We start from the raw sequence: 19,444 nt of genomic DNA, 5'->3' as shown, positions 1-19,444 counted from the left end.
TTGATAACTGTTGTGATTCAAATATTATACAGTGCAGCAGGCTGGGACGTCCCACCCCTACGGCGCAGCACCATGGCTCGTCGTCGTGGCTGCAATTTCGCGTTTGAGTTCTAACTTGTTCACTTTGCCATTGGCTAGCAGCGGCAACATCGGGCGGATTTCAATCGTCTTGGGGACTTTGAAGTTCACTAGGTGCGACTGGCAATGCTCTTTGAGCTGGTCAGGCGTAATGGACGCGCCAGGACGCAGCATAACCAGTGCATAACCAACCTCCTGATACAACGGGTCGGACACGCCGATCACGGCTGCCAATGCCACCGCTGGATGTTCACACAATACATCTTCGATCTCGCGCGGAAAGACATTCTCGCCACCTGTCTTATACATCTCTGATTTGCGGCCGTTTAGATACAGCACCCCGCGCTCGTCGAGATAGCCCAGGTCGCCAGTGTAAAACCAGCCATCGGCATCTTTGGCCTGAGCTGTCGCTTCGGGTTTATTGAGATACTCCTTAAACAGAAACGGTCCGCGAATCGCGAGCTCGCCCAATTGTCCGGTTGGCAGTGGCTGTCGCTGGTCGTCAACTATGCGCAGCTCAAATCCTTCAGGCGCACGGCCCACGCTGGTAGCCAACTGCTCCAAATCGTCAGTCGGTTGTGTATAGGTAATGAAACCGCACGCCTCAGTCGAACCATACCCAGTCATCAGCATAGCACCGGTCGCTTGACTGATTTGCTTGAGTCCGCGCAACAGTTTCATGGGGGCTGCTGCACCTCCCCACATAATTGCCTTCAGGCCACTGAAGTCCGTGTTCGCGAAACTGGGCAAAGTGGCTTGCATCAAGAACATGGCCGGAATCTGGCCCAGCATCGTGATCTTTTCACGGCCCAGTATTTCCAGGGTCGCCGCCGGATCAAAGCGATCCATCATAACCAGCGCACCGCCGATGAACATCGTCGCATAGCCAATTTCAACATCGGCGGCCACGTGATTGATGGGAAAGTGCAGCAGAGACCGCGTGGAGCGATCCATGTAAAAGCAGCGCGCCTGTTGTTGAACATTAACCAAAATGCTGTGATGACTGCTTCCTTGTCGTCGCGAGGCGGAACACGATGCATCACAAACTGTTGGTCGTCTGCCCGTACTTGGATGCCATACTTCGCAGTCTCGCGTTCTGCGGCGTCCTTCAACGCTCGCAGGAAAGATGCATAGCTGCATCCAAGAACGCGACACTCTTCGGCGTAGGGCACGTAGAAGCCGTGCTGTTCGAAGTAGTCGCAGACGGCATCGACATCGGTTCGCGTCCAGGCGTCCACATCCACTGGTTCAACCGTTTGCTGGTTGACCAGCAGTTCGAGGCTTTCCGGTCGGCAGTCGTAGCCACGCGTCCGCACATGCCAAGCCGCCTGGGAGAGCGACATTGGGAACGCTTCATCCCGCATGTGCTCGGCAGCCGTTACAAACGCCCGATCCGCATACTTAGGCGGCATCAGTTTGAGTTCAACGTACTCTTCGAAAGTCAGTCCAATCGCCATTCGTTTCTCCCTCGTATCTTGAATCCATTGGAAAGTATCATGCCCGTCTTACCCCTTATATCCTGCGGCAGGGACGATTCGTAAGAACTTCCTGAAAAAAGTGTCTCAGACGGAATCCGAGGATTGTTTTCACGTCTCGTGGCCGCTCTAATTATTGGTGAGTACTGGCTTTCTGGCGAGGATTGAACCATGACGACAGCAACGGAGCAACACCGAACGCCCTTGGGTTTGTATGCCGATAAGCCCGTGCCTCGTCTCTACGACCGCATCGTCGAAGTTTTGCGAGTTCGCCATTACAGCCGCCGCACTGAAGAGGCCTACCTCCACTGGATTCGCCGCTACATCGAGTTCCATGATCACAATCATCCCCGACTACTGGCGGAGGGTGATGTCAACCGCTTCCTGACCCATCTGGCCGTCAAGGAACACGTTGCCGCCTCGACGCAGAACCAAGCTCTGTCCGCCGTTTTGTTTCTCTACCAGCATGCCCTGGAAAAGCCGCTCGACCGCATCGAAGGCGTCGTTCGAGCCCGTCGGCCGAGGCGACTACCGGTCGTGCTGACGGTGGACGAAGTGTCGCGGGTGATGATGTACTTTAGAGGAGACAAATGGTTGATCGCGATGCTGCTGTATGGCGGCGGGCTGCGACTGCTTGAAGCACTCCGCTTGCGAGTAAAGGATCTGGATTTTGAACGCGGTGAAATCACCGTTCGCGAGGGAAAAGGCGATAAAGATCGTATCACGATGTTGCCGCATGCGATCATCCACCCCTTGCAGGAGCATCTCCGGCGCGTCGAGGCGGTTCACCGGCAGGACGCGGCCGATGGATTCGGTCGTGTGGAGTTGCCGCATGCCCTCGCTCGCAAGTACCCGAACGCCAATCGCGAGTGGCGCTGGCAGTTCGTGTTCCCGCAGGAGCATCGCTGGCGCAATCGTCAGACTGGCGAACAGGGCCGTCATCACGTCGATGAGTCTCTGGTTCAGAGGGCGGTGGCGTCCGCTGTCCGACAGGCGGGACTCACCAAGCGGGTCACCAGCCACACATTCCGGCATTCATTCGCCACACACCTGCTCGCAGACGGCTATGACATTCGCACCGTGCAGGAGTTGCTTGGCCATAGCGACGTTCGTACGACCATGATTTACACCCATGTCTTGAACCGAGGTGGGCGAGGCGTTCGTAGCCCCGCCGACGTTCTGGTTCGCCGGCCCGCTGAGCGCTAGGCTGAAACAGCCTATCACGCACAGACTAGCGTGACAAATACTTAAGTGATTGTTACAATATGACTTACAAAACAACAACGCCTGTGTGGTAGGCTGCAAATTTGCGGCCTACAGGTAGTAGGCTGATCAGCCTAATAATAAGTTAGATGCCAGATTTGGCGTTGCGTATGCTCACAGAAAATCGACAGCCGCAAGACTGTTTTTGGCAACTCATAGCCACCACTATTTCTCCTTCATACCGTAGAGGAGATTGCACGTGAAGAACTGGCTCTTTCTGGCTATTGCAATATTTGGTGAGGTCGTCGCAACTTCCGCACTGAAGTCCAGCCATGGATTCACCAAGTTAGTTCCTTCTGTTGTAGTTGTGGCTGGCTACGGGCTTGCGTTCTATTTCCTCTCTCTCGCACTCAAGTCCATCCCGGTCGGCATTGCTTATGCTGTTTGGGCTGGCCTCGGCATCGTACTTGTGGCAGCTATCGCTTGGATCTTCCATGGCCAGAAACTAGACTTGTGGGCGTTCGTTGGCATGGGACTTATCGTTAGTGGCGTCGCCGTTCTAAATCTGCTATCCAAGGTCAGCGCACATTGATCGGGCTGGCATCTAACAATTCATTCAAGCCGACGCCGCTTCGCGGCGCGGCTTAATTCAGGTGTTAGGACATTGAAAGACCATGAACATGAATTTCGCCGAAGTCGAAGTAGCCTTTGCCGACGACGACCAAGACGAACTAGACCAGTTGGCAGATGCCAAATTGCTCAATAGCGACGTGTTCATCTACAACGGTGACATACACCCCGTACTGCACAAACTTCTGCGACCACATATCGGCGTTTCTGGAAATAAACGCGCTTTCCTGCTGCTCACGACTCCCGGTGGCGACGCCGATGCTGCGTATCGGGTCGCGAGACATTTTCAAGTATCGTATGACGACTTCGTCGTTGGCGTGTGGGGAGCTTGCAAGAGCGCTGGGACTCTTATGGCAATTGGAGCCACCGAATTGGTGATAGCTCCATGCGGTGAATTAGGGCCTCTGGATGTTCAAGTATTTAGCCCAGATGAATTTGTTCGCCGAAGTTCAGGACTATCGATTTCTCAGGCCATCAAGTTTGTATCAAAGCAAGCATTTGAAGCGTGGGAAGAGAACTTTTTGAGAGTGCGAACTAGCAGTGGTGGTATCATCACGACAAAAACCGCGTCTGAGATCGCGAATCAGCTAGCAATTGGACTATTTGCACCCATTACTGAGAAAATCGACCCGATTTGGATCGGCGAGCTTCAACGGTCGATAGATATTGCAATGCAATACGGAATTCGACTAGGAATGTCGGAATCGTCTTTGCGATCATTAATTGAAGAGTATCCGTCACACTCCTTCGTAATCGATTACCGTGAGGCGGATAAGCTGTTCAAATGCGTACGCAGACCACATCCAATCGAAGAAAAACTCTTTGAGAACCTACTATCCGGTAACGCCAAAACGCTCGGTGGAGATTTTTTGAGAGACTTCACGCAGACTGATTTGCTCGTTAAAATCAAGTTCGCCCTACCCAAACCAAAAACTGAGCCCCCAAATGAAAACCACGATCCAAAAGCTCACACCGATCAAAATCGACGCGCCGACAAAATCGAGACCGGTAAAGAAGGTCATGATTCGGTCAAGGAAGGTGCGGATGAATTTCACGCCGGAACCAAATCCAACGGATCCGCAGAAAGAAGTCCTAACCAACGGATGCACCGGAGCCGGAAAAGCCGAGTTGACAATGGATAGATAACTCCCGGCCCGGTGATCCGGGTCGTTCGGCGACATTTCACGCGCACACTAAAAATGGAAGCTACCAATCAAACTCTTAAACTTGAGTGCGCCCACTGTGGGCAACACATACTTGTAGAGCAGTCTCATTCGGGCATGTCAGGCAACTGCCCAACCTGCAACGAGGCCATTGAGATACCGGCGTTCGTTCCGCCACCTCTTCAATACCAACCTAGAGCAGACCTCAAGTAGTTGTAGCGGCTGTATTCTTCAGGCGATATCCGGCATGGATAATGTAGTTGAGGCATTCCTTCGGATGGAATCGGTCGACCAGTTTGCCAACTGCGTTCCAGAGGGCTTGGACGGTCCGGGTCGCCTCGCTTCGAATCAGCCACTTTAGTTTACTGCAGAGATTTTCGATCGGGTTCCCAGGGTCGGGCGGGCAGGGAAGGTAGCGAACGCCAACCGACTCGATAAGGCTTTCGACGACTCCGGCGACTTTGAAAGTGCCCGAGAGATTGTCCATGACGACAATGTCTTTATAGCGAAGCTCTTTGCAGAACTGCTGTTTTATCCAAGCTAGAAAGACCGAAACCGTTCACCGGCCCATCAATGACCAATGGAGATACGATTCCTTCGGATCGTAGTCCCATCAATACAGTCGTGGTTTTCCAATGGCCGTGGGGGATCATTTCCGATGATTCGCTTGCCCGGGAGGGCTCTACCTCTAAGCGTGACATATTTGTTTTTGCCAAGATCTCATCGAGAAAGACAAATCGCCTTGCGTCCAGGTGTGGCACCAACGACGCCATCGCAGCCGCTTCTCTGCTACATCAGGCCGCTGCTGCTCGGCCGCCGTCAATGTCTTTTTTTAAATCGATAGTTCAAACGACGAACAAAGCGGTCGACGGTTTGATGCGATGCAAAGCGGAAGTAATGCCGCGATTTCCTTTGGCCGTTCGATCCGGCTGTTCCTCGACAATTCTCACGAGCTCCTCTTCGTGTCCGTGTAGTTTGGGAAGCGGGCCGTGTCTTTGCTCACGAGCACCGATTTGACCTGTTTCACGACGGCGTTGCTTGAGCCTTCGAATCCAAGCGGTCGACACGTCAAACAATTCGGCAACTTCCGTCGTTCCCAACCCTGAATCACAGGCCTTGAGTACACGAATTCTCAAATCCATCGAATAAGCACGCATTTGGCCACCTCCTTGGGCAAAATGTATTAAAGCAAATCCGCTACATCCGACGCTACATCAATTCGAGGTCTGCTCTAGCAGCGGACGCATGCCGCGCTCGACGGACAGTCGCGTAATGAGTTCACCGGTGTAACCATTGGCACCATAAATTAACATGGGTGTCATCGTGCTGTCCTGTCTTGATAACTGTTGTGATTCAAATATTATACAGTGCAGCAGCGTGGCGCGTCCCACCCCTACGGCGTAGCACCATGGCTCGTAGTCGTGGCTGCAATTTCGCGTTTGAGTTCTAACTTGTTCACTTTGCCATTGGCCAGCAGCGGCAACATCGGGCGGATTTCAATCGTCTTGGGGACTTTGAAGTTCACTAGGTGCGACTGGCAATGCTCTTTGAGCTGGTCAGGCGTAATGGACGCGCCAGGACGCAGCATAACCAGTGCATAACCAACCTCCTGATACAACGGGTCGGACACGCCGATCACGGCTGCCAATGCCACCGCTGGATGTTCACACAATACATCTTCGATCTCGCGCGGAAAGACATTCTCGCCACCTGTCTTATACATCTCTGATTTGCGGCCGTTTAGATACAGCACCGCGCCGTCCAGATAGCCCAGGTCGCCAGTGTAAAAACCAGCCATCGGCATCTTTTTGGCCCTGAGCTGTCGCTTCGGGTTTATTGAGATACTCCTAAACAGAAACGGTCCGCGAATCGCGAGCTCCAGTGTCCGGTTGGCAGTGGCTGTCGCTGGTCGTCAACTGCCAGCTCAAACTTCAGGCGCGGCCCACGCTGGTAGCCAACTGCTCCAAATCGTCAGTTGGTTGTATAGGTAATGAAACCGCACGCCTCAGTCGAACCATACCCAGTCATCAGCATAGCACCGTCGCTTGACTGATTTGCTTGAGTCCGGGCAACAGTTTCATGGGGGCTGCGCACCTCCCCACATAATTGCCTTTCAGGCCACTGAAGTCCGTGTTCGCGAAACTGGGGCAAAAGTGGCTGCATCAAGAACATGGCCGGAATCTGCCCAGCATCGTGTCTTTCACGGCCCAGTATTTCAGGTCGCCGCCGGATCAAAGCGATCCATCATGACCAGCGCTCGCCGATGAACATCGTCGCATAGCCAATTTCAACATCGGCGGCCACGTGATTGATGGGAAAGTGCAGCAGAGACCGCGTGGAGCGATCCATGTAAAAGCAGCGCGCCTGTTGTTGAACATTAACCAAAATACTGTGATGCGTCTGAATTACACCTTTGGGTTGTCCCGTCGAGCCCGACGTATACATCAGTAACACATCATCGTCTGGTTGTACCTGGGCAGCACGTGCTGCCAGTTCAGACGTCAGGTCGTGGACACTTGCGGCTGTGAATTCATGATACGACCGAACACCTGCCCACGGCTGGCCCATGACAACTGTCGCGTCGACGCCAGCGCCTTTCAAATCGACTCGCGCCAACTCCTCCGCCATGGACTTGCCGCCATAGCTATCCACTGTGAACAACAGCTTGGGGCGACAATCGTTCAGGATGTAACTCAACTCGCGAGCGCTCAGCTTGGGATTCAATCCCAACCACATCGCACCGACTTGACTGGCGGCCAAAAACGTAATCATGAATTCTGGACATGCCATTGCCAGCATGGCCACCCGATCGCCAGGCCGAGTGCCGGCGGCCAGCAACGCTCGAGCTGCTCTATCGATGGCTGCTTGCAGTTCGGCATAGGTCAGCCGCCGGTCTTGGAAAACAATAGCTTCCGAATCCGGTGTAACGCGCGCCCAATGCTGGACACACTCAAAAATCCGGGTTACCGACGGCAGTACAGCGGTCGACTGATCAATCATTGAGCCCCCATTCTTTTGCTTTGGTTGTCAATAGTGAGTGTTCGCCAACTAGTCGATTTGAACACGCAATCTGCCGTTGCTAATCACCGGTCGACCATCAGTTCCTACAACCTGCCAAAACAAATCGGCGTGTTTCTGATTCGGTTCGTTGCCTAGCAACTGCAAATATACGCTTGAGCCGGGCGCTACCATGCCTGTAAATCGACAATCCAGTTGTTGCAGCCGTGTTGGGTCATTGCCAACTTCACGTCGCAGCAACTCGCTAACGGCATAGGACAATGTGGCGGTCCCGTGCAGGATGATACCTGGCAAACCGACCGACAATGCAAACGCCTGGGAACTGTGGATAGGAAAGTGCATGTCGGCACAGCCATCGTAGATATGCGCAGCCAGAGGGTGAATCTTCAGTTCAGCCGACCACATCTCTGGAGACTTGGCAAATCGGGGAACTGCCGGCAAATTTTCCTCTCCACGACCTTCATCACAGCACTGCACGCCGCGCAAGATTGCTCCGGCGTACTCGGTAAATACCGGTTGCCCCTGCTGGTCTACCGCCCGATAGCGCACGACAAAATGCGTTCCCGCGCGGTGCGGTACGATGGCTACAATATCTCCTGTCACCTCCAGGCGATCTCCTGGACGCAGCGGGCGATGCCAAGTCAAGCTCTCACTGTAATGAACTTGTTGGCGGCGAACGTGGTGCGGAAAGCTGCCCGACGTTAGAAACTGCTCGAAGTCGCGCGAGATAGCCCAGGTGATCGCGCAGGCGATCATGGGATGCGCCACAATTCCACTGGCATGAACATCATCAAAATAGACTCGATTATCGTCGAAAACGCTGGCCGCATAATTCATGGCTTGGCGCGAAGTGATTTCGATCGACAGCGGTCGAAGCTGGGTTCCAACGAAAGATGAGCTGATTTCCATAGAGACCTCTCGAAAAATCAGGCGGATTTCATTCGCGGACGGTTGCGTGCCTGAGTAACTTGCTCAATCATAGCAGAGCACGCCACTGGCGGCAGGCGACTGGCGACTAGCCCCCCAAGAATTACCGTACAGGCTCACAGATGACAAGCAAGAACTCAATTGAGTACGACGTGGTGTATGGGCAAAACTGCTCAGGTGAGCTGCTCGAACTTGCCCGGGGTAAGCGTGTATTGTTGGTTACCGACCCAAGATTGTGGGAACTGTACGGCAGCCGTATGGAACCCTTGCAGCCTCAGTTAGTTATGGCTCAAACGATGGAAGCCAGCAAACTGGAGAACGAGCACGCTGCGTTAGAACCTTTTGACGTGGCTATCGGCCTGGGGGGTGGCATGGCCATGGACATTGCCAAGTACCATGCCTGGAAATCGCAGCGCCCGCTTTTCCAAGTTCCCACGGCGATTTCGGTAGATGCAATGTTCTCGTATCCCATCGCGTTGCGCATCGACGGCAAAGTGCAGTATGTGGGTCAGATGTTTCCGCACAAGATTTACTGTGACTTTGACATCCTTCAGTCAGCCCCACCTGTCATGAATCGCTCTGGAGTATGCGATCTACTTAGTTGCCATACCGCGTTATTTGATTGGCGATTGGCGGTAGCCCAGGGGCGCAGCCAAATGGACGAAACGTTGTATCAGCAGACAGCCGGCATCCTACAGGATGTCAAAAATAACATGCCAGAAGTCTACGCTGTCAGCCAGCGCGGCATCCGCATGTTGATGGAGGGTTTTCGTTTCGTAGCCGTCGAAAATTATCGCGTCGGTCACTGTCAATACGAAGAAGGGTCTGAGCACTTCTTCTACTATTGCCTGGAGGCACTCACGCGCAAACACTTTCTGCACGGCAAGGTGATTAACCTCGGGATTTTGCTGATGAGCCTCCTGCAAGACAACGATGTCGCCGCCATAAAATCGCTGATTAAACAAGCTGGTGTCCCCATCCATCCCGCCTCGATGGATATCAGCTACGATGATGTTTGCCGGGCGTTGCGGGCCTGCAATGCCTACGTCGAAGAAAAAGGGTACAGCTATTCCATTTTGAACGAGCGTCCGATTACAGAGGATTTCATTCAACAGGCAATCGAGACGCTGCGTAGTGAATTCGACCCTGACTACTCGCATCAAGCTGCATAATATGCTGAGTCTGTCGCAGATATTTTGGCGATTTCGCTTGGCGATCTACCTGTACTGGGCGATGTCTGCGGCCTTTTTAGGGTACTGGACTCTCTATTTTCAGGACCAGCGCGCTATCTCGGAATCGAATATCGGTCTGATGATGTCGGTCTACACGCTGTCAGCTCTGATTGGTCAGAACGTATTTGGATACCTGTCGGACAAGCTCACCAGCCTACGCATTCCTGTAGCTATCGCTGCGGGCTTGCTGGTCATCGTGCTGGGCAGTTTTCCATTAGTCGATAGTTTGCGCTGGGTCTATCCCTGCATGGCTGTCGTCGGGTTCTTGCAACAACCCATCGGCCCGATGCTGGATTCGTGGACGCTCAAGCACTTAGGCCATCACCACCAGCAGCCGTTGTTTGGGCGCATTCGCGGATTTGGATCGTTGGGCTGGGCCTCGACCGCACTCATGACTGCCTATTTGGTCGAATTTGTGTCATGGAATATGATGTTCATCGTCGCTCAAGTTGCCGCCATCCTGCTGTGTCTGACGTCACTGATCATCCCCGATGCGATCGAGTCTCAGCCGGAGGCAACATCACCCACATCATCTGCGGTAGTGCCGCGTTTGACGATCATTCGGGCGATCAAATACCTGTTCGGCAACGGTGCATACCTGTATATCCTGATCGTTATCTTCTTCATGTATTTGGGAGTGCAGACGACTTTCAATTTCCAAGGCTTACTAATCAAAGACACTGGTGGGGGAGTCCGCGATTTGGGGTGGACGTTTTTTGTCGGAGTGATGGCGGAAATTCCCGCGATGTTTGCGTCGGTATGGTTACTGTCGCGAATGGCCCCGCGCAAATTGATGGTAATCTCCGGCTGTCTATACATGTTGCGATACGGCCTGATCATCTATTTTCAGACGCCAGGGATTATCATGGCAACGGCGATTCTCGAGGGCTTGGCCTTTGGATTGCTACTGACCGCGCTTAGAAATTACATCTTTACGGTTGTTGATACCCATGTGCAAACATCGGCAATGACAGTCATGGATGCGGTGTTCTTGAGCTTTACGGTCATCGTGGGTGGAGCCGTTGGTGGTTGGTTGATTGAACACTACTCGGCGGCATCTATGTTGGTGGCCTGTATGTGCTCCAGCGGATTGGCTCTGGCTCTGTTGTTGGCTGGTGGTCGCGTAGACCGTCATCATACTACGTCAACTAAGAATTCAGAACTCAGCGGCGCGGTGAACTAATGAGCGCATCTGCGATTGTGTTCGATACAGCTCGCCTGCTGGGTTTTCTCCTGTTGCTAGGTCATGTGAGCGGGTGCGGGGCGAACGTTGCGTCTGAAGTACCGCCGCGATTGCAAATGGCGCATGTATACGAAGTACTCTCGCCCACGCATCACTTCGGGGCCGCTCAATTAGAGCAGCGACTGCGAACAGCTGGTAGCGATTTACGTGTGGCCGTATTCCCGTCAGCTCAATTGGGCAACGAAGAAGAGTTGCTAGAGCAATTGGTAGCCGGTGAACTGGAATTGGCCATTGCCGGGCCGTCGTTCTTGGCGATGTGGCATCCGCCGCTAGGTGTGTTTGACGCGGCCTATGTCTTTCGCGACTTGGATCACATGCTGGAGGTGGCGCGCGGTCCGCTATTGGCGCAACACTGGCAACAACTGAAGCTGAAATATGGCGTGCGTGTGCTCGATACCTGGATCTACGGCGCTCGGCACATTACCGCCAATCGTCCCATCCGCACGCCACAGGATTTGCAAGGCTTCCGACTGCGGCTGCCAGGCGCCCGGGTGTGGCAAGAGTCCGGTCGAGCACTCGGGGCCAGCCCGCTGCCGATTCCTTTCGCAGAAGTTTATCTGGCTTTACAGCAAGGGATCGCCGACGGTCAAGAAAATCCGGTGCCGGTGATCCAGGCGATGGGCTTTCACGAAGTTCAAAAATGTTTGTGTCTGACCGGCCATATTCAATCCTCCATCCAGATACTAGTCAACGAACGTGTCTGGCAGCGATTAACGGCTGCTCAGCAGACAACTCTGCAGGAGAGCATTTCTCAGTTGGGACGGGATGTTTATCGCGGCTCCGAGGCACGGGAACAGGAGCTGATGGACCAATGGCGCCGTGAAGGCACAATGCAGATTATCGAAGATGTTGATGTAGACGCTTTCCGGCAGCTTGCACATCGACATTTCGCCACGGGCTTTCCATTTAGTGAGCTGTACTGCCAAATTGCGGGTATCGAGCCGATAAAGAAGGAAACATCGGCAACTGCCCAAGGGAGACCGCGATGAACCAGCCATCCGAACCACGCGCAAATCCTCATGACCCCAACGACACTCGGCTAGGGAGTCAGCTTTCAGGAAATCGAACGGCCGTGGCTGATGACCAGATTAAACGAGCCGGGATGGCGAAGCAGCTGCGGCGGGTAACGCAAATTGTGATGGATGTCGAAAGGTGGCTGGCTACAACCATGCTGGGAGTCTTGCTCATAGTGATGGGGTCTCAAGTGATCGCTCGCTATATGTTTCGTGCGCCGTTTTCGTGGAGTGAAGAAGCTGCCCGGCTGAGCATGATTTGGCTCACATTCTTAGCAGCCTCAAGAGTCATGGCCGAGGGCCGGCATATTACCGTCGATCTTTGGTCCAGTCGTCTACGTCAAAACGCCCGGCAATGGTGGGACGCATTGGCCTGCATTGTTGTGGCTGCAACGTGCGGAGCGTTATGTGTAGGTGGCTTGCGCTTTGTGTGGTATGTGCATCCGGTTGCCTCACCAGCCCTGGGGATTCCCAAGAGCATCTGGTACGGTGCCTTAAGTGTCGGACTGCTATTGATGACGTTGCATAATATCCTCAATTTGGTGTGGCTCTCTTGTGTTCGCCAACCGCTGGATCAACTTGGCGCGTCGGCGGATCGGTCAAGCAGAGACCGTCAGATTTCCGCCACAGTAGACATCCAAACGCGGACGGACATCCACACTCGGACGACTGGAGCCAAGCCGACATGACTTTGACTTTGTTGGTGGGCTGCGTTTTGCTGCTACTCTTGATTCGCGTTCCCGTGGCGATCAGCATGCTGCTGCCTTGCCTCTTGTATGTCGTGATTTCGCCGGACATCACCTTGGGAGTCGCCTTGCAGCGGACGTTGGCGGCTATAAATTCCTTTCCATTGTTGTCTGTGCCGTTGTTTATCATGACGGGCTACGTCAGCAACGCAGCCGGACTGGCCGACCGACTATTTCGCTTGCTGCAAGCGGTATTGCGCGGGCTGCCAGGTAGTTTGGCCTATGTCAACGTGCTCAGCAGCGTGATGTTCTCGTGGATGAGCGGCGCTGCAGTAGCGGATGCCGCTGGACTGGGCAGCGTGATGGTCCCAGCCATGAAGAAACGCGGTTACGACGAAGGGTTCTCGCTGGGGCTAACCGGAGCCTCGTCGCTAATCGGTCCAATCATGCCGCCCAGCATTCCAGCCATTATTTACGCCGTCACGGCTGGAGTCCCCGTTGGTGCTCTGTTCGTTGCCGGCATCATTCCAGCTCTGTTGTTAGCTGCCATATTATGTCTTTCGGTCTTTCGCTACGCTCGTAGACATCCCGAATGTGATCGGTTACCAGAAGACTCGATTGCGACCGGGTCAGCGGTGCTGCAAGCGCTCCCCGTGTTGCTGACGCCAGTGATTATTCTTGGAGGCATCTTGGGTGGAGTCTTTACGCCCACCGAGGCAGCTGCCGCTGCCGTGCTATATGTGATGTTGCTCGGATTATGTTACCGCACGCTGACATTTGCCAGCTTACTGGAAATCATGCACCGCACGACACAAACCACTGGCACCATCATGCTGATTGTCGCTGCCGCTGGATTATTCGGGTGGGTAATTGCACGCGAGCAGGGTCCGCAACTGGTTGCTGCTGCTTTAACCAGTCTAACCGACGACCGCTGGGTTTTCTTGCTACTGCTGAACTTGATACTGCTAGTCGTCGGCATGTTGCTCGAGCCCGTTTCGGCCTTGCTGATTACCGTCCCCATCCTGTTGCCAACCGCCGTACAATACGGAATCAGTCCACTGCACCTGGGCATGATTATGATATTGAATCTCGTCATCGGACTTCTAACGCCGCCAGTGGGTCTGGTACTGTATGTACTCAGTTCCGTCTGCGGAGCCCCACTAGCTGTGGTGATTCGCGGAACATTCAGATTTTGGATCCCGCTAACCATCACGCTGCTGTTGATTACATACTTACCTCAAATCAGTCTCTGGCTCCCCAACTTCTTGAACGGCAAGCCGTAGTATCCCATAGAGGCCGGAAATGCTGACAAGTAGAGGCGCAGCCGACGGCAGTCACAGCCGTCGGCGTCCAGAGTCACGAATCCAGGTAGACTCCCTGCGACTCCCCCGCCCAATGTCATCAACTTCAGCGGTGGATAGTTTCGTCTACGACTACAACTCTCGCCTTATTCGCTTGTTGACATTGCGCGTCGCGTCAACGATCATGACTCATTCTCGTACGCGAGCCTTGATAGTCAGCTTGCTTGAAGTGGCTCTGGACCGTTCGTCGTATTGCGACCCAACAGGAGAATTAAAAATGCTTTCGCGCTGGTTGATGTTGATGTTTGTGATTCTTGCAACCGGTGCGGCGTGCGCGGCAGAGGAGAGATTTTTCGACTCCAATGGCGTTCGAATATGCTACCTCGAGCAGGGTCAGGGTGAGCCGGTGATCTTGATCCACGGCTTTACCGCGAACTCTCGGCTAAATTGGGTATTGCCGGGAGTTGTCGACGCTTTGGACGATAACTTTCGCGTGATCGCGCTGGATATGCGCGGACATGGCCGCAGCGACAAGCCTCACGATTCCAATCAATACGGCATCGAGCTGGTTCATGATGTCACACGACTGATGGATCACTTGCAGATTGCTCGCGCTCATGTCGTCGGGTATTCAATGGGAGCTTTTATTACCTGCAAACTTTTGACCACGGCACCCGAGCGTTTAATCTCCGTAACGCTGGGTGGTGCTGGCTGGCCGCGTGCCGAGGATCCTCGCCAAGCTACCTTGGATGAATTGGCGGAAGCGCTGGAAAAGGATCGCAGCGTTGGTCCGCTGCTCAAGGCGCTAACGCCGCCAGGGAAACCCGTTCCTACCGACGAGCAACTTCGGTCGACCAGTTTCGTAACGATGATGGTCAACGATCACTTGGCTTTGGCGGCCTTGATGCGCGGGCGCGATGGATTGCTGGTACCGGAAACAGATTTGCGCAAAAGCCGTTTGCCGGTCCTGGCCTTGATCGGCGATCAAGACCCGCTGAAAACCAGCGTCGATCCGTTAGTCGGTGTACTGCCTAAGCTGCAATTAGTGCCCATCGAAGGTGCCGATCACATGAGTGCCTTTGTCAACCCACAGTTCAGAACCGTGCTGCTGAAATTTCTGGAGTCCAATAGGCTACATCCCAAGTTGGAATCGGCAGGCGCTGTGGAGGCCGTATCAGCCGGTACGCGTTAGCCTTCGATTCTGGGATCGTGTTTGCACTAGCCGCGTGCGAGCGCACAGCGGCTGATCGATTCTTGGCGTGCTTTACGGAAACAAAACAAAATGATTCGACGTACTTGGCTAGCTTTTCTAGCATCGATGGTGACACTCGGTGGCAGCACGAGTCTGCTGGTAGCCCAGGACGATACCTTCACGGTCCTGTGCTACAACGTGGAGAATCTATTCGACATCGATGGCGTCGCACTATTTGATGACTACAAACCTGAGAGTTACGGTCCCAAGCACCTGCTGAAGAAGCTGGAAAACATTGCGCAGGTACTGTCTAAGGTGCAGGCTGGGCGCGGACCGGATATCATTCTGTTTCAAGAGCTGGAGGCGGACCAAACACCTTCGTCCCAACCAACAGATTATCAAGCAGTACTCAAGCAGTTTGCCAACCAGAATATCCGCCAAGTACTGACTGAATCGGCCGGCAAGGAAATCCGCGATTTGCCGGTTGAGGCCTTCCTGCTTAAAACGCTACATGATGCTGGCCTCGGGCCGTATCATGTCGTTGTAGGCCAGTATCGTCCTGATCCCACCGGACGAACCGTCGCCCATGTCAATGCGACTTTTTCGCGATTTCCCATCGTCCATTCACAGACGCATCACACCGATGGCGCTCGAGGGATTCTTGAGGCTGTTCATCAGGTTGGTCCACAGCTTCTGCACACCTTCAACAACCACTGGAAGTCGGGTGCCGATGACCCCGAGTCCGAGAAAATTCGTGTGAACAATGCCCAAGTATTGCGTCGGAGATTGGATCAAGTATTTGTTTCTGAACCGCTGGCTGACGTGATCATCGGCGGTGACTTTAACAGTCACTACAATCAATCGGAACGCTACCACGACATGCCACAAACCGCAATGAACGATGTTCTGGGTAGCCAGGGCGATGAGTTGGCCGTTCAATCGCGGTCGGCTCCCAAGCTATACAATTTGTGGTACGAGCTACCCACAGATCGGCGCGGCAGCGATGTCTATCGCGGCTATTGGGGAACCCTGATGCAGATGATTATTTCATCCGGCATGTACGACTCGACGGGATTACAGTACGTCGACAATAGCTTCACGGTCGCGGCTTTCGAGAACTTAAATGCTCAGCCAGGCACCCGGGCGCCCCTGCCCTGGCGGATGATGGATGGTACCGCCGGAGGTTTTTCCGATCACTTGCCAATCTACGCCAGGTTTCGAATTGTTCCCCCAGGTGCAACTGAGCAGTTCATGAAGCTGGAGAACCCTGGCAGTCCCACCGAGGGTAACCCGTCGCAGCCACTGCCTGTCAACTACCAAGCCGTTACCGTCAACGGATTGAAATTAGCCAACAGTCTTGGCTCGGATGCAGCTTTGCAAACAGCAGACTACCTAGGTCAGATTTTGTTGGTGCAAGCGACAGTTTCGGGCGAGAAGCCGTTTCGAGTCAGACTGTTTGATCACCAATATGACGTCTGGTCTCATGACAAAGACTTGCGCTTGAAAATGTACCGCAAGTTCCAAGTCGGCGACGCTATGAACTTTATCGGCGAGTTGCAAGTCTACAAGGGCGAGTGGCAATTCGTGGTGCACGACACTTTGTGGCTAGACGTCAAGCCACAATAAGTCTCTCTCCAGCGCCATGAATCGACTATTTGACGCGATCCTTTTCCGGATCTACCTGATCTGGAAAGACTTCGCGAAACTTTTCCAGCTTGTACTGGATCATACGGCAATACGGATTGGCGTTCTTGTTCAAGTTGTAGTAGTTCTGGTGATAGTCTTCGGCAGGATAAAAGGTCGCTGCAGGGGAGATTTCGGTAACGATCGGTTTTGAAAACGCCTTGGATTGGTCCAGTAGCTTTTTGTATTTTTCGGCCAATTCGCGCTGACTGTCGTCGTGGTAAAAAATGACGCTTCGGTATTGCGGCCCCACGTCGTTCCCCTGGCGATTGGGAGTCGTCGGGTCGTGCGTCTTCCAGAAAATCTCCAGCAGCTTTTCGTAGGACACAACTTTAGGGTCATAGCGCAAGTGAAGCACCTCGGCATGGCCTGTCTTTTTAGTGGATACCTGCTCATAGGTAGGGTTGGGTACCTTGCCACCCATATATCCGCTGACGACCTCGGAAACGCCTTTGACTCTCTGGAAGACGGCCTCCGTGCACCAGAAACATCCATTGCCAAAGGTAGCCCGAGCCAACTCGCCCTGGCTGTCAGCGGCGGTGCCATCTTCGGCCGAGCGAGTTGATGAATCGCTAAAGTTGTCCACTTGTCTCTCCTGAGCAACGGCAAAGCACGAAAAGCAGGTTGCGCCGACAAACGCAGCCAGTAGCTTAAAGCCTGACGCAAGCATAACGAAGTACCTCAAATGGGACGGCCAAGTAGCAGGACAAACAAGTGAGAACAACCGAGAATTAACGCTACGGCCGAGCGCGGTCGATTATTCAGAAGCATTCTACTATGCCGTCCATCGCTATCCAAGATCGCGGTCGGCCATCGCCAGGGCACTATCCAGGGTAATTATTGCCAGTAAAATACAGGCTCTTCGGCAACGGAAGCGATTTTGGTTGGTATGACAGGCTGTCGCCCGTAGTGTAGTCACATCTACTGCGTCAGCAAAACTGAGTGTTCCAGCTAGTCGTCCGAGGCCACACAATTTGTCTACCGTTTGTATCGTCGTTTGAGAATTAACCTCGAACGAATAAAAAATCGGGCCGTAGCGCAGCCTGGCTAGCGCGCTACCTTGGGGTGGTAGAGGTCGTGGGTTCGAATCCCGCCGGCCCGATTTTCTAATTCTTTTGGAGGTAAGGAGTTAGGGCGACATCGCGTTTTGAGAAAAACACCCCTGGCGGGTTGTTTGCACCAAAATTGCACCGTTTCTTCGGAAGTCGACTCCGTTGAATACCTGAATCGGACTCAATACAGTCTGGCAATTCGAGCTGGTTTAGTCACTGGCTCACGTTGCCCAAGAGTGTCTCGGTGAGTCGATTCATGCGCCAACCGTTCTACAGAAAGTCGTGCAAGTGCTGGTATGTGAAGGGCGATCACGGGCAATTCATTCGCCTCGATTCAGTCAAGAAAACGGCATTTGAGATTTGGCGACAAATGCTTGGCGGCAAGTTTGCTGAAGGCCCAATGGTAAATGTACGGACGCTGGTCAGGGTGTACTTGCAGTCACATGAACATCGAAAGGCTGAGGCTAAGTTTAAGATCAACTGGTCGTATTTGAATCAGTTCTCGGCAGCGCTAGGGGGTAAGCAGGTTCAGCATTTGTTGCCGGTCGACGTGGTGAAGTGGTCAGAAGAGGAAAAAACGAAGGTCAAGCAGTGGTCTCCAACGACTCGCAAGGATGCTATTCGTGCGGTTAAGACTGTGTTCAATTGGGCAAAGAAACGCGGGAAGATCGCAACGAATCCATTGGATGACCTGAAGTGCCCGGCGGCTAATGTTCGCACCGAAACGATTTCGGATGAACAGCACAAGATGTTAGTTCAGGCGGCCAGTCCAGCGCTGCGGATGTATTTGATCGCGTCTCGCTGCGGGGCTCGGCCAAGGCAGATTCGAGAGGTCACCGCCAGGGAGGTGTCGGCTGATGGTCGCTGCTGGATTTTCAAGGATCATAAGACCAAAGCCAAGACGAACCGCCCCTTGGTGGTGTATTTGTCGCCCTGCCTACAATCTTTAACAAAGATGATGATTGCGAGGCATGCGAAAGGGCCGCTGTTCCGAAATACCCGTGGCGGTGCGTGGACAAAAGATTCCGTGTCTGGTCAAATTAGGAGACTGCGAACAAATCTGGGCTTGCCGTCGACAGTAGTTGCCTATTCGTATCGGCATACGTTTGCGACGAATGGGCTGTTGAAAGGATTGTCGATCGCCGAGGTTGCAGAGCTGCTTGGCCATTCAGATGTGACGATGGTGAGCCGCGTATACGGGCATTTGGATAAGCATCGGGACCACATGATTTCAGCAGCCGCGAAACTGTACAGCGATGGCTAGTGGTTGGCTGTTTGTGTGAACTGGGCGGCGTTAAAGCTGCGCTGTGCAGTGTAATAAGCAGATATCGCCAATGGCTGACAGCAACCGAGACATCGCAAAGCTGCTTCTGATTCCCGTCGGAACAGTTCTTTCGTACGGTGTGGCTTACACCTTTCAATCTGGGCACGCGAGGTTCTTCGGTGTGCCGCGCGACTTTGTTGATGTGTAATAGTTAAAACTTGATTTGACATTAACCAAGGAAAGAGGTTAGTGTATGCCGGTTGCTAGCAGTAGTGCAGTTGCGC

The 19,444-nt window shown here is 53.5% G+C and carries 18 protein-coding genes and 1 tRNA gene; 12 read left to right on the top strand and 7 right to left on the bottom strand.

Annotation, left to right across the window (positions count from 1 at the left end; genetic code table 11):
* Positions 1–57: 57 nt before the first annotated feature.
* Positions 58–1,068 (bottom strand): long-chain fatty acid--CoA ligase, encoded by a 1,011-nt coding sequence (locus KF752_00095; GenBank protein MBX3419930.1) that lies wholly within the window; start codon positions 1,066–1,068, stop codon positions 58–60.
* Positions 1,069–1,724: 656 nt separating this feature from the next.
* Between KF752_00095 and KF752_00090 the strand changes: the two genes are divergently transcribed.
* The 3 genes from KF752_00090 (at position 1,725) to KF752_00080 (ending at position 4,528) form a co-directional block, all read left to right on the top strand.
* Entirely contained in the window at positions 1,725–2,759 is a 1,035-nt protein-coding gene (locus tag KF752_00090; GenBank protein ID MBX3419929.1) for an integron integrase, read from the top strand.
* Between the two features lie 256 nt (positions 2,760–3,015).
* Positions 3,016–3,348 carry a quaternary ammonium compound efflux SMR transporter QacL gene (gene qac / locus KF752_00085; GenBank protein ID MBX3419928.1) on the top strand — a complete coding sequence of 111 codons (333 nt, stop codon included), beginning with the start codon at positions 3,016–3,018 and terminating at the stop codon, positions 3,346–3,348.
* A 148-nt stretch (positions 3,349–3,496) separates the two neighbouring features.
* The gene (locus KF752_00080; protein ID MBX3419927.1) at positions 3,497–4,528 is read left to right on the top strand and encodes a hypothetical protein; all 1,032 of its coding nucleotides are present in this window, start codon (positions 3,497–3,499) and stop codon (positions 4,526–4,528) included.
* A 226-nt stretch (positions 4,529–4,754) separates the two neighbouring features.
* Here KF752_00080 and KF752_00075 read toward each other — a convergent pair whose 3' ends face one another.
* The 5 genes from KF752_00075 to KF752_00055 all read right to left on the bottom strand — a co-directional run bounded on the left by KF752_00075 (position 4,755) and on the right by KF752_00055 (position 8,476).
* Positions 4,755–5,036 carry a hypothetical protein gene (locus KF752_00075; GenBank protein MBX3419926.1) on the bottom strand — a complete coding sequence of 94 codons (282 nt, stop codon included), beginning with the start codon at positions 5,034–5,036 and terminating at the stop codon, positions 4,755–4,757.
* Positions 5,037–5,394: 358 nt separating this feature from the next.
* A complete protein-coding gene (locus tag KF752_00070) occupies positions 5,395–5,706 on the bottom strand; it encodes a helix-turn-helix domain-containing protein (GenBank protein ID MBX3419925.1) in 312 nt (103 codons plus the stop codon).
* Between the two features lie 236 nt (positions 5,707–5,942).
* The gene (locus KF752_00065; protein ID MBX3419924.1) at positions 5,943–6,347 is read right to left on the bottom strand and encodes a hypothetical protein; all 405 of its coding nucleotides are present in this window, start codon (positions 6,345–6,347) and stop codon (positions 5,943–5,945) included.
* A 446-nt stretch (positions 6,348–6,793) separates the two neighbouring features.
* Positions 6,794–7,549: an acyl--CoA ligase gene (locus KF752_00060; protein ID MBX3419923.1), complete on the bottom strand. Its 756-nt coding sequence runs from the start codon at positions 7,547–7,549 to the stop codon at positions 6,794–6,796.
* Between the two features lie 48 nt (positions 7,550–7,597).
* On the bottom strand, positions 7,598–8,476 hold the full coding sequence (locus KF752_00055) for a MaoC family dehydratase N-terminal domain-containing protein (GenBank protein MBX3419922.1): 879 nt from the start codon (positions 8,474–8,476) through the stop codon (positions 7,598–7,600).
* Positions 8,477–8,616: 140 nt separating this feature from the next.
* Between KF752_00055 and KF752_00050 the strand changes: the two genes are divergently transcribed.
* The 7 genes from KF752_00050 to KF752_00020 all read left to right on the top strand — a co-directional run bounded on the left by KF752_00050 (position 8,617) and on the right by KF752_00020 (position 16,787).
* The gene (locus KF752_00050; GenBank protein ID MBX3419921.1) at positions 8,617–9,666 is read left to right on the top strand and encodes an iron-containing alcohol dehydrogenase; all 1,050 of its coding nucleotides are present in this window, start codon (positions 8,617–8,619) and stop codon (positions 9,664–9,666) included.
* The gene (locus KF752_00045) at positions 9,629–10,909 is read left to right on the top strand and encodes an MFS transporter (protein MBX3419920.1); all 1,281 of its coding nucleotides are present in this window, start codon (positions 9,629–9,631) and stop codon (positions 10,907–10,909) included. The genes KF752_00050 and KF752_00045 overlap by 38 nt, the downstream gene beginning before the upstream one ends.
* On the top strand, positions 10,909–11,958 hold the full coding sequence (locus tag KF752_00040; GenBank protein ID MBX3419919.1) for a DctP family TRAP transporter solute-binding subunit: 1,050 nt from the start codon (positions 10,909–10,911) through the stop codon (positions 11,956–11,958). Before KF752_00045 ends, KF752_00040 begins: the two co-directional genes overlap by 1 nt.
* On the top strand, positions 11,955–12,671 hold the full coding sequence (locus KF752_00035; GenBank protein MBX3419918.1) for a TRAP transporter small permease: 717 nt from the start codon (positions 11,955–11,957) through the stop codon (positions 12,669–12,671). Before KF752_00040 ends, KF752_00035 begins: the two co-directional genes overlap by 4 nt.
* Positions 12,668–13,951: a TRAP transporter large permease gene (locus tag KF752_00030; protein MBX3419917.1), complete on the top strand. Its 1,284-nt coding sequence runs from the start codon at positions 12,668–12,670 to the stop codon at positions 13,949–13,951. Before KF752_00035 ends, KF752_00030 begins: the two co-directional genes overlap by 4 nt.
* A 112-nt stretch (positions 13,952–14,063) precedes the next feature.
* A complete protein-coding gene (locus tag KF752_00025) occupies positions 14,064–15,161 on the top strand; it encodes an alpha/beta hydrolase (GenBank protein MBX3419916.1) in 1,098 nt (365 codons plus the stop codon).
* Between the two features lie 90 nt (positions 15,162–15,251).
* The gene (locus tag KF752_00020) at positions 15,252–16,787 is read left to right on the top strand and encodes a hypothetical protein (protein ID MBX3419915.1); all 1,536 of its coding nucleotides are present in this window, start codon (positions 15,252–15,254) and stop codon (positions 16,785–16,787) included.
* A gap of 25 nt (positions 16,788–16,812) precedes the next feature.
* Here the strand turns inward: KF752_00020 and msrA are convergent, their stop codons facing one another.
* On the bottom strand, positions 16,813–17,514 hold the full coding sequence (msrA, locus tag KF752_00015) for a peptide-methionine (S)-S-oxide reductase MsrA (GenBank protein MBX3419914.1): 702 nt from the start codon (positions 17,512–17,514) through the stop codon (positions 16,813–16,815).
* 357 nt (positions 17,515–17,871) lie between these two features.
* Here msrA and KF752_00010 point away from each other — a divergent pair.
* Together KF752_00010 and KF752_00005 are read left to right on the top strand one after the other, a co-directional pair.
* Positions 17,872–17,946: transfer RNA gene (locus KF752_00010), tRNA-Pro, on the top strand.
* Positions 17,947–18,140: 194 nt separating this feature from the next.
* Positions 18,141–19,160, top strand: coding sequence for a tyrosine-type recombinase/integrase (locus KF752_00005; GenBank protein MBX3419913.1), 1,020 nt, complete (start codon positions 18,141–18,143; stop codon positions 19,158–19,160).
* The last annotated feature ends 284 nt before the right edge of the window (positions 19,161–19,444 follow it).

Source organism: Pirellulaceae bacterium, from assembly GCA_019636385.1.
Lineage (GTDB): Bacteria > Planctomycetota > Planctomycetia > Pirellulales > Pirellulaceae > Aureliella.
Note: the sequence above shows the minus strand (reverse complement) of the source record. Positions and strands in the feature narration are given on the sequence as shown.